Origin of the sequence: Pseudoalteromonas sp. SR43-3, assembly GCF_014163875.1 — a bacterium.
GTDB classification, from domain to species: domain Bacteria; phylum Pseudomonadota; class Gammaproteobacteria; order Enterobacterales; family Alteromonadaceae; genus Pseudoalteromonas; species Pseudoalteromonas distincta.
In genome coordinates this window covers 97,838-114,816 of record NZ_JACJEC010000002.1, presented here as the reverse complement: position 1 = coordinate 114,816, position 16,979 = coordinate 97,838, and the positions used below count along the sequence as shown (strand labels likewise).

Below are 16,979 nucleotides of genomic sequence, written 5' to 3'. Positions count from 1 at the left end.
AGAATTTTGGAGTAATACACAGTGGATTTACAAACCGCTCTAGCAGAGATAAAACGCGGTGCAGAAGAAATATTAATTGAAGACGAACTAGTTGAAAAACTAAAGTCGGGCAAGAAGCTAAAAATAAAAGCAGGCTTTGATCCTACAGCGCCTGATTTACACTTAGGACACACTGTACTAATTAATAAAATGAAAACCTTTCAGGATTTAGGTCATGAGGTTATTTTCTTAATTGGTGACTTTACTGGCATGATTGGTGACCCAACGGGGAAAAACGTAACGCGTAAACCACTTACTCGTGAAGACGTACTAGCCAATGCCGAAACATATAAAGAACAAGTATTCAAAATTCTAGATCCTGCTAAAACCACTGTTGCATTTAACTCTACTTGGATGGAAAAGTTAGGCGCTGCAGGCATGATTAAACTTGCTGCAAACCAAACCGTAGCACGTATGCTTGAACGTGATGACTTTAAAAAGCGTTATGGAAGCGGCCAACCAATTGCAATTCATGAGTTTTTATATCCACTGGTACAAGGTTGGGATTCGGTTGCACTAGAGTCAGATGTTGAACTAGGTGGTACTGATCAGCGCTTTAATTTGTTAATGGGCCGTGAGCTACAAAAAGTAGAAGGTCAAAAGCCGCAAACAGTATTAATGATGCCATTACTTGAAGGTACTGACGGCGTTCAAAAAATGTCTAAGTCGCTTGGTAACTACATTGGTATTACTGATGCACCTAACGATATGTTTGGTAAAATAATGTCAATTAGTGATGTGCTAATGTGGCGTTACTACGACTTATTAAGTGCGCTTTCTATTGAAGAAATTGCAGCTCAAAAAGAACGTGTTGAGCAAGGTACGAATCCGCGCGATATTAAAATTGAACTAGCTAAAGAGCTAATTGCTCGTTTTCATAGTGAAGCTGATGCACAAGGTGCACATGATGATTTTATTCAACGTTTTCAGAAAAAAGCGTTACCAGATGAAATCCCAGAGCTAACAATCACTATTGCAGAAGATACTATTTTAATTGCTAACTTGCTTAAAGAAGCAAATTTAGTAGTAAGTACATCAGAAGCAATGCGTATGATTAAGCAAGGTGCAGTTAAACTTAACGGTGAAGATAAAATCACTGATACCAAACTTGAAATAGCAAAAGGCACAACGGCTATTTACCAAGTAGGTAAACGTAAGTTTGCAAACATCACTGTAGCTTAAGCACAGTTTAAAAACTAAAAAACCAGCCTCGGCTGGTTTTTTTGTGCTCGTATTTTGAGCCCTTTAAATCAATTTTAATATTTCAATGCTGGCTATCACTAGCAACCAAAATACACGCGCCTGATTTAACCTATTAATTATTACAGGTACATCCTCGGGTGTAGGTAGTCTATCAGTGCCAATACGCATTTTATTAAAGCGAGTACCTAAATAAACTGCAGGCCCGCCCAGCTGCACGCCAAGTGATGCAGAACATGTGCTTAAGAGCCAGCCTGTATTTGTTTGATAAAAATGCCTGCCATAATGCTTTATATAATGCATGCTTTGTTTGCTTGCTCGACTTGCTGCAATAGTTAAAGCGAGTAAGCGCATGGGAATATATTCAATAATAAACAAGAGTGTTTTAAGCGGCTTTAAAAAGTAACTATTTGGGGGGATATCACTACGCCAGGCTTGTTGTATTAAGGTAAGTAACCGATAGGCAAGGGCAGCAATAGGACCAAATGCTAAAAATATAAATATGACTACGAAATAGTATCGAGCGGTGCGCAGTATTAAGCTCTCAATTAATGCTTTGATAATACCAGCAGATGAAAGTCTATTAACTTCACGGGCAAGCAGTGGTTTTAGTAATTCGCGTGCTGTGGATTTTTGATTTTGTTTAGTTAGCTTTGCAATGCGAAGTGCTTTTTTATCAATGTTCTTACTTTCTAGGCATAAATATAAAATAAGGCCAGCGAGTAATTCAGGATAAAAAGCAAACTCGAGTAGTAACACTACAATAATGAGAATAACACTTAAAATAAGTGAGCTTGCGAGGATAGCTGCCAAATATTGATAGCTTTTAGGTTCTTTGCTTTTGTATATACGTTTGCCAATAGCACTAAAAACAGCATTTAACGCCGTATTAGGATGATACCAGCTAATAAGGGGAATAAAGCGCTCAGCAAGGAGCGCTAGTATAAAGGCAATAAAGTCCAAGTGATTTTGAACAATATTGCTAAGCATTTACAGAGATACTGCTGTAAGCTTTTCTAAAAGTGCAACAACCATTTTAGATGAGTTGATTGATGCTGTTTCTAGGTATTCTTCAAATGATTGTGGTGACTCTTTACCAGCAATATCAGACATTGAGCGAATTACAACAAATGGTGTGTTTAGCGTAAAACACGTTTGTGCAATTGAAGCGCCTTCCATTTCAACAGCAAGCATTGTAGGAAAATCACTACGTGCTTTATCAATGCGTATAGGGTCACACATAAATGTGTCACCAGTACAAATTAAGCCAACGAGTGTTTTAACATCACTGATTTGTTCGATAGTTTGCTGTGCTGCTTCAACTAATTTAGGGTGTGCTGCAAAGCCTGCCGGCATTTGTGGTACTTGGCCAATTTCGTAGCCAAAAGCAGTTACGTCTACATCGTGGTGACGTACTTCTGACGAAATTACTACATCGCCTACACTAAGAGAAGGATCGAATCCACCGGCTGAGCCTGTGTTAATTATGCAATCAGGTTTGAAGTTATCGATCAGTAAGGTAGTTGCAATAGTTGATGCGACTTTACCAATACCAGATTGAACAAGTGTCACCGTGTTACCAGCCAACTCGCCAGTATAAAAAGTGAAACCTGCTTTAGTTAAAATTTGTGGGTTTTGCATAGCTTCACGTAAAATTTTAACTTCTGGCTCCATTGCGCCAATAATACCAACATTCATAAAGTTTAATTCCTGAGTTTGAATCACTTGATTATACGTGAAGTTAGCAATAAAAAACAAAAAAGCGAGCTTGTTTATGAGCTCGCTTTAAATACTTTTTAGGAGAGTATTTAATTCGTTTTTTAAATTTCAGCTAACGCGGTGGTTTGCGCTTTAGCCTGAGAAGGTGAAAGTACCGCTGGCTTATGTGAGCGGTTACGAACAGGGCGCTGAGTTTGTGTTGCTGCAGGCTTACCAAGTTTAAACATAATTGCATCGCGTACTTCAGAAGGGCGGTAGCCCGATTTAACTTTCATACGAATATGTGGAATGCCCGCAGACTCTAGTGCACCGTTTACAAACCAGTCGCGTTGAGCTTTGTGGCCATCTTTGTTGGCATTGTTAACTAGGTCAACAGCAGCAATGATTGTTAGTTTTTCTTTATCGATTAATACAAAGTCGAGTTGCTTATTTTTAGCTTTAGCTAAAGCAGCACGTTTAGACTTTACTGAAAGGCCTTGCTTACAGTCAATAACGTCGATTAACTTAACGCGACTAACAATTTTATATTGATCGCCAACAGCACGCTCTAGAAGATTTAAAAAAGCGCCTTCAACCTGCGTAAAAACAGTTTGCTTGCGAGTAAAAGGATACGGGTTTCCGCCATCGTCATTAAATTTTGACGCAACAACAGAGGCCCCGACAACTAATACTAGGATTAATAATAAAGCGAATTCCATACGGTAACTCCATAACAACAAATTGACACTGCTCAAACAAAGCAATTTACGTGCCTAAAAAGTATGGGTTATAAAATAATTACCGGCTGGTTTACAAGCAATAGCTACACAGCGATTAAGCTTTGTAGCCTCCTTTAATACCTTTTACTGCAATAGCTACAGCATCGTGTGCATGCAGTGACTCATAGTGGTTTATTTGCAGCCAATAATCACTGTAATGGTTTGCCTCTAGCAATGCTTTAATTTTACGCGCTGCATCTTCACAAAACATAAGGTTTTGACCATTCAAACGGGCAAATTCTTGCTCATCTTCACGTTTTACTGCTGCTTGTACTGGTGTTTTAAGCTCAGCTTCAAGAGTGTTAATTAGCGTAACTACGTCAAATTCTTGAATGTTGCTATCAAGCTTTACTTTTACGTTGGCAATAGAGCGCTGCGAGTGGGGAGTCGCTACAATACCTTGTGTAGTGCCTAGCCATTCGTGCACATCTTTTTGGCTCAACGTTTCTTGGTTAAACTTTTCGTTAAACGCGTTTTGTATAAGCTGGCGCGCAAGTGCAGCAGAGCATGGGCACGTTGAAGAATAAGTAACATCTACGGTTAGCTCGTAGCTAATAACGTTATTTTCAATTGTACTGGTAAGTACAACTGGGTAGCTTTTCCAGCCCGCTTTGCCACTTAATAGTGACTTACGGCGTAGCGGTAATTCAAATTTAAATTCAATTTGTGCTTTATTGCTCAGCCCTTCGTGGCTAGTTATAAAGGTATCGAGTGCCTGCGCTATTGTTTGCGGATTGACTTGCTGCTCGGTTGAAAGCAGATCAAGTGCCAAAAATAGACGTGACATATGAATGCCTTTGGCATCTTCTTTATGTAAATTTACAAATGCACGAGCTTTGGCGTTTACTGTAACTGGAGATAAGTCTCGGGATTCAAAAATAAATGGCAGTTCTATTTCGCCCATGCCAACCCAGTCTAATTTACCTGTTTGTAAAGCGGGTGCAGTGTCTGCTATATCTGGCATATTGGTTTGCATGTGCGCTACTCGTATTTTGGGGATAATAAAGCGGGGCATTTTACACTAAATAATTTATTGCTGAAATGATGAGTTTAATAGATGAGCTAAATCAAACATGAAAAATTCTGTTTTTATCGCACAACGTGAGTAGTGGTAGGAGAAAAATGCTAAAATCTGGGAAAATGGTATGTTTATACATACGCATTGCCTTCTTTATATTAAGTACACAGCTAAGAGATAAAATTACGTATGACCGATTATTCTTTGAGCCCTTGGGCTCGGGTACTTTCCAGCTCAATAACGCGATTTGGTGAATTTAAAACCGCTGCTATTTGTTACACTTTATTTTTAACTGTATCTCTTATTTTATCGAGCATGTTTTATTATGTGGCGATAGGCGAATTACACCTGGTTGATATTTTAGCCGTGGTATTTTTTACGGCTGTGGTTTCTCCTTTAATTATAAGTGTGTTGCTTAATTCAATTCGACAACTAGATGCCTCATATGCTTATTTAGACAGCGCCACCAAGCAAGAAAAGCTTTTAAATCAAACCCTAAAAGATAACATTAACCGTCTAAACATCGAAATTGATGAGCGTAAAATGGCATTTCATGCCAAGCACCGCGCTATCGAAGAACTACGACGAGAAATTGCTGAGCGTAAAAAAACACAACAAGAACTTGCTCAACAAAGCATGCTGCAGCGCTCAATAGTTGATTCATCTCCTGATTTATTTTATTACCGCGATAACAATGGCGTGTTTGCCGGTTGTAATAAAATGTTTGAAGAAGTAATGGGTAAATCAAGTAGCGAACTAATTGGCAAAACGGTGGAGCAGATATTCCCGAGTCACTTTTTATCTGAAGTTTTGAAAACCGATAAAGAAGTAGAGCAAAGCCATAAAGCACTAACCATTGATGTGGGTTATGAGGTAAATGGCGAAACGCGTTGGTTTGAGCTGCGTAAATTACCTTTTATAAATGATGAAGGTGATTACATTGGTCTACTGGGCTTTGGTCGTGATATCACAAGTCGTAAGGAGGCCGCTCAAGCGCTCGAAACGGCCTATAAAGACAAAGGTAAGTTTATTGCCACATTAAGCCATGAACTACGTACACCGCTCAATGGTATTGTTGGTTTAACACGAATGCTGCTTGATACTGACTTAAACAAACAGCAGCGTAGTTGGGGTAATACTATATTTTCGAGTGCTGAAACGCTCGGCAATATTTTTAACGATATTATTGATTTAGACAAAATAGATAGAGATCAGCTCGATATAGTGACCAACTCTATTAACGTATCAGACTTTATAAATGACGTTGTTAACTTTGCGGGCTTAATCGCGGAGCAAAAAGAGCTAGAGTTTGATATTAAGCGCAATGGGGTGCTGGATATTTACGCACAGCTCGACCCAACTCGCTTACGCCAAGTTGTTTGGAACTTAATTAATAATGCCGTTAAGTTTACACAGCAAGGAAAGGTAACACTTGAATGTAGCCGAGAAAACAGAGTTGAAGGCCCATGGTTAGTTATGAAAGTATCGGATACCGGCCAAGGTATTCCGCCAGAGCAGCTTGCTCATATATTTGATATGTATTACAAAGCGCCAGATTTAAAAGGGACTAACGCAATAGGTTCCGGTATTGGTTTGGCTGTAACTAAGGCACTTGTAAGTGCGATGAAAGGGATAATTACAGTAAATAGTACTGAGGGCGAAGGAAGTTGCTTTACAGTTCAAATACCGCTTAGTCTATGTGTAGCACCAACAGAGCAAAGTTATGTTGGTCGTGGTTTGTATATTTTACTAGTAGAAGATGTACCTCTTAACGCCGAAATTGCTACAAACTTATTAGAGCAACGCGGGCATGAAGTGTTGTGGGCTGAAACCGGTGAAGATGCACTCTCGTTTGTCGAAACCGAAGATGACTTAGATTTAGTATTACTTGATATGCAATTGCCTGATATAAATGGTGACGTAGTTGCCAAGCAAATACGCTCAGATAGTCATTTTGATAAACTACCTATTGTGGCACTTACGGCCAATGTTCGTAGTGCTGAAGAAGAGCTTGAAGGTATATCAATACAAGGGGCGCTTGCTAAACCAATTAACACAGTGAAGCTTGATAAAATGCTGGCTGATTTATTTGGAATTAAGCAAAGTGAATGCACAGAGCCACTGTTAAAAGTAAGTGAAGAAGCCCTTAAAGGCATTGATGCACACTTATTAGATATAGAAACAATAGAAGACTTTGTCAATTCAATGGGCTTAGTTGTGTTTAGACGCAGTAGTCAGCTATTCGAAAAGCTAAGTCCACAATATCAGCAAGAGTTACTTACTTCATTAAATACTAGTGATAGAGAAGAGTATGAATCAGTAGCGCATAAACTCAAAGGGGCGGCTGGCTCAGTAGGTCTTAATGATGTGCAGCTTCATGCCAAAATAATGGAACATGGTGCGATTGATGAATCTGATGAGGTGTTAAAGCAGTGGTTAGATATTTTGGCAGATAAAATAAATGAAGGACAAAAAGCCCTTCATTTATTTTTACAGCAATTAGAGTGAAACTAATTAGCTCTAATTAAGCGTCAATTTTACCAATGAAACGGTAACCTTCACCATGGATGGTGCTGATTAACTCAGACGTTGAGTTATCACTTTCAAAATGCTTACGAATGCGACGAATAGTAACGTCAACAGTACGGTCATTTGCGCGAAGCTCACGGCCTGTCATATGCTTAATTAATTGCTCACGGCTGAAAATGCGACCTGGAGAATCAAGCATTAAACGAAGTGCTCTGTACTCACCTTTAGGTAAACGTTTAGCGTCGCCATTTGGAGAAGTAAGGCAACGGCTGTTTTCATCAAGTTCCCAACCATTAAACGTAATAACACCATTTGTTTCTAGTGCTGACTCTTCGCCACCTAAGGCAGTACGAGTAATAAGGTTGCGAGCTCTGATAGTTAATTCACGCGGGTTGAACGGTTTAGTGACGTAGTCATCTGCGCCAATTTCAAGACCTAAAATACGGTCAACATCGTTGTCACGACCAGTTAGGAATATAAGACCTACTTTACGCTTTTGGCGTAATTCACGGGCTAAAATAAGACCGTTTTTACCAGGAAGGTTGATATCCATAACTACAAGATTAACGTCATCGTTATTTGTAAGCTTGTCATGCATATCATCGCCATCAATGGCTTCAATAACTTTGTACCCTTCAGCTTCAAATAAACTAACTAGGTTCAGTCGAGTTACGTCTTCATCTTCTACGATTAGAATGACTGGCGTTTGCATTATTAATTAACCTTTTGGAATATATTATTTATAAAAAATCGGTGACTAATTTATAACCGATTACTAGAGATTATAGGATTATACCCATTTGTTAACAAGGAAAAAACAAATTGGATAAAAATAAAACAGTAGGGTGTCCAAAGTCTACTAAAAAAGGGCAGTGCAAAAACTACTGTTTAATTGATATATACATGGATGTAGCTATTTGAATCATAAAGTCGAAGCCATTTTCCTTTGATAATTGACATATCATTCAATTAAACAAGGTACTTAAAATAATCAGACTAATTCAAAGCAAAACTATATCACTTTTTAACCTTTTAACCTTTCATCAATGTATGTGATACAGCAAAGATAAAAAAGTTCATAAATCGCTTGGTAATATTTATTTAAAGCAATTAAATAATGTTACGCACTTATCACATGCCTCATTAATGAGGTCATTAAATGCTAATTCAAGGATAAATTTTAAATATATGCACTTTTTAATGATCTTTATTTAAGGAATAGTAATTATAAAGCGAGCACCGCGTTTTTCTTCAAGATCAAACATCACTCTTCCGCCAAGTGCTTGTGTTACTAGGTTATAAACTAAGTGCATGCCTAAGCCACTTGCGCCTTGCCCGCGCTTTGAAGTTACAAATGGGTCAAAAATTCTATTTTTAATGTTTTTGTCAACGCCCTGACCATTGTCAGAATAAACGATTGTTAATTTTTTCCCGACGAGTTCTACGTCAAAGCGAATTTCATTGTTTTCTTTACCTATAAATCCATGAATTACAGAGTTCATAAGTAACTGCTGAAAAACTTGTTGTAGAGGTTCAGACTTACTATGAATAGCCAAGTCGGTCGGACAGTTAATAGTTACAACAGGCTTTTTGGGCAATAATTCAGATTGAATCGACGTTAAAACATCACTTATTAATTTGTGCACATTAATATAGGTATTTACACCGTCATCTTGAATAACCGCTACCTTTTTAAAGTTAGATATAAGGTCAGCTGCACGATTTAAGTTGCGGTAAATTAAATCTAAGTTTTCAATACCTTCATCTATAAAGCGTTTTAGATGGCTTGAGGTTAGTTTTTTGTCATCAAAGCTTTGCTGTATGTCTGCTAGTTTATCTCTAAGTAACGTAGAACCGGTAATACCTAGCCCTATTGGTGTGTTAACTTCATGGGCAACACCTGCAACCATTTGCCCTAAAGATGCCATTTTTTCGTTTTCAACAATTTGTGTTTGGTATTGATGCATCCGCTCAAGAGTTGATAAAAGCTCTTGATTTGCCTCTCTAAGGGCGATTGTTCGTTGGTTTACTTTTTCTTCAAGGCTTAGGTTTAGTTGTTTGATTTCTTGCTTATCTTTTTCGTGGCGTTCAAGTTGTTTTTTTGTACGCGTAAGCATGATATTTAAACTATTTGAAAGAGCACTTATTTCTTTTACATCAGTTACTGGTGCGCGTGCATCGTAGTTATGATTTTTAGACACATCCTGCAATAACATGCTTAATTGCTCTATTGGCTTAGCTATACGTCGTTGAACTTTAATAGCAATAAAGTAAACAACAGCCAGAATTAATAATGTTAATAACACGTCTATTAATATTTTTCTCTCAATATAAACCTCTAAACTCTCGAGGCTTCCTCGCATATACACATAACCTACTACTTGTTCGTTATCGTAAATAGGGCGGGTTAGCTCAATATGGTCACTCGTAATTCGTGGTGTTTTTAGCTCTTCTACACTGTCTATTCTCAGTGGCACAGGAGGTGTTTTTTTAGCATTAAAGCTAATAAAGAAAACAGGCTTTTGGGATGCTTTTTCTATTGAGTAAATATGTATGTTTTTTACAAGAGGGATCTTTTCAAATGACTTGAGGCGTTTTTCTTCTGTTTTACGATCATCTTCAATTACCGATTGCCCAGCATCAAAAGCTACAATTTCAGAAAGAATAACAAGCTTATTAACTATTAATTGCTTTTGTTCTTTCACGCTTAAATACGTAGAGATAGAAATAGATAACGATAAGCAAATAGCTGTAATAAGCATGATCAAATTAATGAGTGCTTTTCGAATGCTACTTTGATGAACTTTTTTAGGCATTATTTCATTATCGCCTGAGTTAATTTTAATTATTTAGAGTTTTAGTTTAGCAAAGACGTGGAAAAATGAAGGAAAAAAACTAAATTAATTCTTATATTTATTCGAAAGTTAGCTTGAGCACGTTTGTGCTCAATCATTTTACAAATTTAAATTAGCTGCTATAAACAGCAAATTTATTGTTCTTAAATACAGTTTGATAGCTTTCAAACTGAGTTTCTAAAATAGGCGGGTACTTTAAAAAGCTGTTAGCAACAATATTTAGCTTCCCTAATTTAGTTAAATGCTGTTTTGCATTAGCTAAAAATGTTTCTGCTACTGTGTAGTCGGTTGCAATACCAGTATGAAAAGGTGGATTGCTAATAATTAAATCAAACTTGCCATTAATGCTTTTAAGGCCGTCACTTAATATAGCCTCACCATTGATGTTGTTAAGCTTTAGGGTTTGCTGTGTTGCATAAGTTGCCAGCGCACTTACATCACTACACACAAACTCAAGTGCTGGATTATGAAGCCCTAAAAAAGTTGCTATTAAACCAGCGCCACAACCAAAGTCGAGAACTTTGCCTTGCTTAATTGTCGGTGCGTTTTCCAGTAGAACTTTCGTTCCTATATCTAAACTACCGTGATTAAACACCCCAGGAACACTAATAGCTGTAAATTCAGTGTCGGCAACATTAACAACAAACTTTTTATGGTAAGTCGTAATATCAAAGTGAGGGTGCTTAGAAATTTCAGCAAATGAGTAAAGAACGCAGTGCTTAGCTGAATCAATCTTGTTACTAAACTCAGCTTTACCAGCTAATTGCTTTTCAATTGACTTAACACCACTTTTGTTTTCACCTACTACTAATAGTTCGGCATCATCAGTAATAGCAGATCGAATATTATCAAGTGCCATTAATAACTCTGGTTTTGATTTAGGGTAGTAAAGAATAACTAAATCGTAGTCGTTACCAGGTATTGTGTGGCTTACATGAACATCAACATCTTTGGTGTTTTTAGCAAACTCTCCGTTAGCATGGTTGTAGCTAAACGCAGTTACTTTGCTTTGCGGATTAAGTCTTTTAAGCTCTGTTAAAAAGCCATCTTGAACAAAGTTGACCACCAAGATAGATTTTCCCGTTAGTGCCTCGCTATTACGAAGTAACAGTAAACTTGGGTTGGTTAGTACGCTCATAAATGGCTTTGCCTTACAGTATATTTAGTTTTATAAAAGTAAAAGTGAGTAATTAAATTTAATTATTCTGTGCGCTCAAACATTAAATCCCACACGCCATGACCTAGGCGATGTCCGCGCTGCTCAAACTTAGTAAGCGGGCGTAAATCTGGACGTGGAACATAATCATTTGTTTCTGATTGGTTTTTGAAACCAGGAGCTACGTTCATTACTTCGAGCATGTGCTCTGCATAGTTTTCCCAGTCTGTTGCCATATGAAAAACGCCACCCATTTTAAGTTGGGCTCTTAGCTTTTCAACAAACTCAGTTTGTACAATACGGCGTTTGTGGTGACGCTTTTTATGCCAAGGGTCAGGGAAAAATAGTTGTAGTGTTGTTAAGCTTTCATTAGGTATGCAATCTGCAAGTACTTCAACTGCATCGTGTTCAAAAATACGTAAGTTGGTAATGCCTGCTTCATCGGCATCCATTAAACAAGCACCAACGCCTGGGCGGTGTACTTCAATACCGATAAAGTTTAGGTGAGGGGCATTTGTTGCCATTTCGACAAGCGACTTACCCATACCAAAACCAATTTCTACTACTACATCGTTGTTGTTGCCAAAAACTTCGCTTAAATCAAGCATACCGTTTTTATGCTCTAGGCCCATTGTTGGCCAGCATTTTTCGATTGCAGCGGCTTGGCCTTTGGTTAATCGACCTTCGCGTTTTACAAAACTGCGAATGGTGCGGATGTATTTACCTTCTTGCTTAGCTTGCTCAAGGTTAGTGTTGCTTGATTCACTCATATTATTGGCCTGACAAAAACAATGTGTTTAAAAATGGTTGCATATTATCCCTGACCGAGGCCGCAATCACAAGTATTAGCTGGTTTTACACCCCGTATAGCTTGATCTTTTTGTTAACTGCAATAGACTGAGCCGCCATTGGGCATCAGTAAAAGTTAAAAATGTTGGATTTAAATAAAGAACAGTCACACTGGTTTTCTAATCAAGTTGTTGATTGGTATCACCTTCATGGGCGTAAAACACTCCCGTGGCAGCTAGGTAAAACACCTTATAAAGTGTGGGTGTCTGAAGTGATGCTGCAGCAAACCCAAGTTATTACTGTTATTCCATACTTTGAAAAGTTTATGCAAAGCTTTCCAGATATTATCGCTTTAGCTGATGCGGATGAAGACTTAGTACTGCATCACTGGACCGGCTTAGGGTATTACGCTCGTGCGCGTAACTTACACAAAACAGCTAAAATAGTGCGTGACAAATACCAAGGTGAGTTTCCGAAAACACTCAATGAAGTAATGGATTTACCTGGAATAGGGCGCTCTACTGCAGGGGCTGTTTTATCATTGTCGCTTGGGCAGCATCACCCTATTTTAGATGGGAACGTGAAGCGAGTTTTAGCGCGCTATTTTATGATTGAGGGCTGGTACGGCGTTAAAAAAGTCGAAAACCAGCTTTGGCATTTATCAGAGCAGTTAACGCCTAAAGATAATGTTACTGAGTTTAATCAAGCTATGATGGATTTAGGGTCTAGCGTTTGCTCACGCAGCCGGTTTGATTGCGAGGCTTGCCCATTAAACTCAGGCTGTGGTGCTTTTAATACAGGTAAAGTAAAAGAGTTTCCACATTCAAAACCTAAAAAAGCAGTTCCTAAAAAGAGTTGTCATCAGTTAATTATTCAGTGTGGTGATAAAGTGCTTATGGAAAAACGTCCTAACAGCGGTATTTGGGGCGGATTGTTTGGCTTTTTTGAATTTAATGAGTACGAAGAGCTTCAAATGTTTTTAGCTCAGCAAGGCCTAGAAGCCGACTTAGTAGAGCTTGAAGCGTTTATTCATGTGTTTTCACATTTTGAGCTGAGGATTAACCCGCATGTGCTCAATGTTAAGAAAACTCCTGATGTGGTAAACGATAAGCAATTAATCTGGTATCCGCTTGATCAATCAATAGAGGTTGGCCTAGCAGCACCAACTAAAAAGTTGGTTAAAAAAATTACAGCAATAGTATAGAATAGCCCCATATTTAGCGTTAGAGAGAATCAATCATGGCACGTACAGTATTTTGTCAAAAGTTACAAAAAGAAGCCGAAGGGCTTGGCTTTCAGTTATACCCTGGTGAAATTGGTGAAAAGATTTTTAATAACATCTCTAAAGAAGCGTGGGCTCAGTGGCAACATAAACAAACAATGCTTATTAACGAAAAGCATTTAAATATGATGGACCCAGAACACCGCACATTTTTAGAAGAGCAAATGGTTGGCTTTTTGTTTGAAAATAAAGATGTAGAAATTGAAGGTTATCGACCACCTGAAAAGTAATGTTTTAAACATAAAAAAAGGGCTATTAAGCCCTTTTTTTATGTTTATTTATTCATTTAACTCATCTTCTTGCTCAGATGTTTTAATTTGTTCCTTTAAAAATTGAGCAGCTTTAGAGTATTCAATTTCCAGCTTATCTCTTAACTCTATTAATTCATCGGTTGTGAGTTCACCTTCTTTACATTTATCTTCAAATGCACTTGAAAGTTCTGCCACCGTTTGGGCACCAATTGTCTTGGAGATCGATTTTAATTGATGACACCCCTCAATAATCTCATTTAAATCGTTAACCATAACGCCGGAATTAATACTCTTAATTAAGCCTTGGCTTTGTTCTAAATACATTTTGAAAAAACGAATTTGCTTAGCGTTATCACCGTTTACATATTTAGCAACAGCTTCCATATCAATAGGTAGTGCCATAGTTTGATGAATAACTACATTTGGGTTTTGGCTTTGTTTATCGCTCCAACGTTTTAGAGTTTCTTCTAACGCGTTTAGCTCTATAGGTTTGGTAATGAAGTCGTTAATACCTACTGCTAAACAGCGCTCTTTTTCGCCTTTAAGTGCGTTTGCTGTTACTGCAATAATGTAAGGCTGTGCATCAATCGATTCTAATAACTCTGCTTCATTACGGATTTTTTCGACCATATCGTAACCCGACATTTTAGGCATGTGTAAGTCGGTTAAAATAAGTGAGTAATCACCTTTTCTCCACATATCTAGACCTTCTTCACCGTTGTTAGCTATTTCAACGCCAAAGCCCAGTATATGTAGTTGATCGGTGAGGACTTGTTGGTTTAGAAGGTTATCTTCAACAAGTAGAACCAATTTGTTTGAATTACGTGCCTGCTCAACATTTAAATAGTTATTAAGTGTTTTGGTTTTTTTAATTTGCTTAGGTGTATGTAACCCTGCAGCCACCAATATAGAAAGCATAAAGTTAGATTTACATAGAGGAGAGGCATTAATATAAAAAATGTTTTTATGATTTATAGCTGCTTCATCAAGCTTACTTAGTACAACAACTTGTTGGTTATAATCCTCTAATGAATAAAATAAACGTCTTAGCAGCGCATTAGTTTTATCCATATTGTCTATGCCATCAGCTACCCAAATAATATCTTGTGAATGCTGGTGCTCTTCAATTTCTTCTTCTGTGTGTGCATAAATTATTTTAGCGCCCATGAACGATAAATAACGGTACATTGTTTTTTCACGTTCTAGGTGATTACTAACTACAACAATTTGCTTACCATTTAATGCACCTTTATGTGCGTACTTAATTTTACCCGATGTGCTAAACGGCAGCTCTACTGTAAACTCACTGCCAATTCCGGTATGACTAGTTACATGAATAGTACCTAGCATAAGCTCAGTTAAGCTTTTACAAATAGAAAGACCTAAACCGGTGCCACCATATTCTCGGGTAATTGAGTTTTCGGCCTGAATAAATGGATTAAATATTTCGCGAAGTTGCGTCTGCGACATGCCTTTACCGTTATCAGTGACGCAAAAGCGTAAGGTAAAGTGATCAGTCGTATTATGAACCACCTCTACTGATATTTTTACATGGCCTTGGGTTTTTTCATCAGTGCTAGTGAATTTAATTGCGTTGCTACATAGGTTATAAAGCACCTGACGTACACGCACACTATCACCGGTAAGGTTGACTGGAATATCTGGTGCTATTGCTAGTTCTAAATCAAGCTCACGTTTTTTAGCAACTGATGAGAGCACTCGAGCAACTTCTTCAATGGTATCGGTTACCGAAAATGGGATCGGGTCAATATTTAGCTTTCCAGCCTCAATTTTAGAAAAATCTAAGATATCATCTAAAATGCTCAATAAAGAAAATGCTGATTCACGAATAATTGTACTTAAACGATGTTGAGCGCCATCAAGCTCGGTCTGGCGCAGTAAATCAATAGTGCCTATAACACCATTCATCGGTGTTCTTATTTCGTGGCTCATTGTGGCTAAAAAGGTCGTTTTGGTTTCGCTTGCTCGCTCTGCTTTTAATGTGGCTTGCTCAAGTGCTATAGTACGATTTTGCACTTCGGCTTCTAGGCCATTTTGTAATTTATAAAGCTCTTTTTGTGCGGCGTCATTCTCACTCATCGCAGTCTGTACTTTTTGTAGCAGTAAGTTAATGTTTTTTGCCACTACACCTAAACCAATATCAAGCTGCTCATCAACACTACTATTGTAATTAGCATTTTCGGTGATTGCCTGCAGCTCTTGTGTAAGAGTGTCAGTACTTTTTCGTAAGCGACTATTAATGTACATATTAAACATTAAAGTAAATATAAATAATGCAGCTACGCTTGCTATCGCAATAATGTAGGCAATAACTTGAGAGTTTTGAGCGCTTAAAGGAGCGGTTGGTAGGTTTTGCTTAATAATAAGCTCGCCAATAGGTTGATCGTTTAACAGCAGTAAGTGATGTAGGATGCCTTCTTCTACTAGATGCTTTTCAGTTTTAATTGAAGCGATAGCAGGTTTACTGCTGCTATATACCAACTGAGTATCTGATGTAGCATTGAAGCGATATAGAGTATATTCAAAGTCATCATCTAATAACGACGTTAAATCAAGTAACTGCCTTACTTTACCTTGACCATACATAGTTAATGCATCAACCATAGGTAAGTCTAATCTATCGGCAAGCGTTACAATATTAACAGATGATGCAGGTTGGGCTGTCTTAACTTCAGTTTGTGAATAAAATGAGTGGGCAATAATAGCAAGCGCTGTTACTGCAATATTTATGATTAAAAAAAGAGGTAATAAGCCTTTGACTGGCGATGAAAATTTACTCTGCATTGATTGTTTCCAATTGATGTGATTTTACTACGATAAGTCCCTATCGTACGTATCTAAGCTAATCGTAACATTTACAAAAAATAATTCACTACGGTTTTAGTCTGATTTATTTATATTTATAGTTCGATTTGTGGTAAAAATGAACGTTATTAATAAAAAATACACTGAGTTGTCTGAAAACCGTTCAAACAGTTATAAAGAATAAAAAAAAAGTTGACTTGTAAGGGCAAAACTCGTTTAATACGCCGCACGCCCAGATAGCTCAGTCGGTAGAGATGAGTGGGAATTGCATTAAAAATACTTTAAGATTTTTAATTAGCACTGTTTAAGTGCCTCGATAGCTCAGTTGGTAGAGCAGAGGATTGAAAATCCTCGTGTCCCTGGTTCGATTCCGGGTCGAGGCACCATTTATTAAAGTAGTGGTGTTTAATCAACAGTTTAAACATTATTACGCGTGCCTTAGCACACAGTTTTGTGTGCCGACTTAGCTCAGCTGGTAGAGCAACTGACTTGTAATCAGTAGGTCAACCGTTCGACTCGGTTAGTCGGCACCATTTATATAAAGTTAATTGTAAAGT

General features: G+C 37.8%; 13 protein-coding genes and 2 tRNA genes. 6 read left to right on the top strand and 9 right to left on the bottom strand.

Annotated elements, in window-relative coordinates:
• Positions 1–21: 21 nt before the first annotated feature.
• Positions 22–1,221, top strand: a complete 1,200-nt coding sequence (gene tyrS / locus H5088_RS02825; protein ID WP_007585427.1) for a tyrosine--tRNA ligase — start codon at positions 22–24, stop codon at positions 1,219–1,221.
• A gap of 63 nt (positions 1,222–1,284) precedes the next feature.
• Here the strand turns inward: tyrS and H5088_RS02820 are convergent, their stop codons facing one another.
• The 4 genes from H5088_RS02820 to folE2 form a co-directional block, all read right to left on the bottom strand.
• Positions 1,285–2,229 (bottom strand): regulatory signaling modulator protein AmpE, encoded by a 945-nt coding sequence (locus H5088_RS02820; RefSeq protein ID WP_182752165.1) that lies wholly within the window; start codon positions 2,227–2,229, stop codon positions 1,285–1,287.
• Positions 2,230–2,937: a 5'-methylthioadenosine/S-adenosylhomocysteine nucleosidase gene (gene mtnN / locus H5088_RS02815; RefSeq protein WP_024597687.1), complete on the bottom strand. Its 708-nt coding sequence runs from the start codon at positions 2,935–2,937 to the stop codon at positions 2,230–2,232. It lies immediately after the preceding gene.
• 122 nt (positions 2,938–3,059) lie between these two features.
• Positions 3,060–3,656: a DUF2726 domain-containing protein gene (locus H5088_RS02810; protein ID WP_002962552.1), complete on the bottom strand. Its 597-nt coding sequence runs from the start codon at positions 3,654–3,656 to the stop codon at positions 3,060–3,062.
• Between the two features lie 115 nt (positions 3,657–3,771).
• Positions 3,772–4,692 (bottom strand): GTP cyclohydrolase FolE2, encoded by a 921-nt coding sequence (gene folE2 / locus H5088_RS02805; protein WP_024597688.1) that lies wholly within the window; start codon positions 4,690–4,692, stop codon positions 3,772–3,774.
• 231 nt (positions 4,693–4,923) lie between these two features.
• Between folE2 and arcB the strand changes: the two genes are divergently transcribed.
• A complete protein-coding gene (arcB, locus tag H5088_RS02800; RefSeq protein WP_182693561.1) occupies positions 4,924–7,242 on the top strand; it encodes an aerobic respiration two-component sensor histidine kinase ArcB in 2,319 nt (772 codons plus the stop codon).
• Positions 7,243–7,258: 16 nt separating this feature from the next.
• On the opposite strand, the gene arcA is transcribed toward arcB, so the two are convergent.
• The 4 genes from arcA to trmB form a co-directional block, all read right to left on the bottom strand.
• On the bottom strand, positions 7,259–7,975 hold the full coding sequence (gene arcA / locus H5088_RS02795) for a two-component system response regulator ArcA (RefSeq protein WP_002962549.1): 717 nt from the start codon (positions 7,973–7,975) through the stop codon (positions 7,259–7,261).
• Positions 7,976–8,474: 499 nt separating this feature from the next.
• A complete protein-coding gene (locus H5088_RS02790; protein ID WP_182671521.1) occupies positions 8,475–10,079 on the bottom strand; it encodes a sensor histidine kinase in 1,605 nt (534 codons plus the stop codon).
• A 151-nt stretch (positions 10,080–10,230) separates the two neighbouring features.
• Complete coding sequence (gene rsmC / locus H5088_RS02785) at positions 10,231–11,256, bottom strand: 16S rRNA (guanine(1207)-N(2))-methyltransferase RsmC (RefSeq protein ID WP_024605357.1); 1,026 nt, start codon at positions 11,254–11,256, stop codon at positions 10,231–10,233.
• A 62-nt stretch (positions 11,257–11,318) separates the two neighbouring features.
• Positions 11,319–12,044 carry a tRNA (guanosine(46)-N7)-methyltransferase TrmB gene (gene trmB / locus H5088_RS02780; RefSeq protein WP_007582957.1) on the bottom strand — a complete coding sequence of 242 codons (726 nt, stop codon included), beginning with the start codon at positions 12,042–12,044 and terminating at the stop codon, positions 11,319–11,321.
• A 161-nt stretch (positions 12,045–12,205) separates the two neighbouring features.
• On the opposite strand from trmB, the gene mutY reads away from it, so the two are divergent.
• Entirely contained in the window at positions 12,206–13,267 is a 1,062-nt protein-coding gene (gene mutY / locus H5088_RS02775) for an A/G-specific adenine glycosylase (RefSeq protein WP_182752164.1), read from the top strand.
• A gap of 35 nt (positions 13,268–13,302) precedes the next feature.
• Positions 13,303–13,575, top strand: a complete 273-nt coding sequence (locus tag H5088_RS02770) for an oxidative damage protection protein (protein ID WP_002962543.1) — start codon at positions 13,303–13,305, stop codon at positions 13,573–13,575.
• 48 nt (positions 13,576–13,623) lie between these two features.
• Here the strand turns inward: H5088_RS02770 and H5088_RS02765 are convergent, their stop codons facing one another.
• Entirely contained in the window at positions 13,624–16,401 is a 2,778-nt protein-coding gene (locus tag H5088_RS02765) for a hybrid sensor histidine kinase/response regulator (protein ID WP_182715612.1), read from the bottom strand.
• Positions 16,402–16,732: 331 nt separating this feature from the next.
• Here H5088_RS02765 and H5088_RS02760 point away from each other — a divergent pair.
• Together H5088_RS02760 and H5088_RS02755 are read left to right on the top strand one after the other, a co-directional pair.
• Positions 16,733–16,808 (top strand) — tRNA-Phe (locus H5088_RS02760).
• Positions 16,809–16,879: 71 nt separating this feature from the next.
• Positions 16,880–16,955, top strand: a tRNA-Thr gene (locus tag H5088_RS02755).
• Positions 16,956–16,979: the final 24 nt, after the last annotated feature.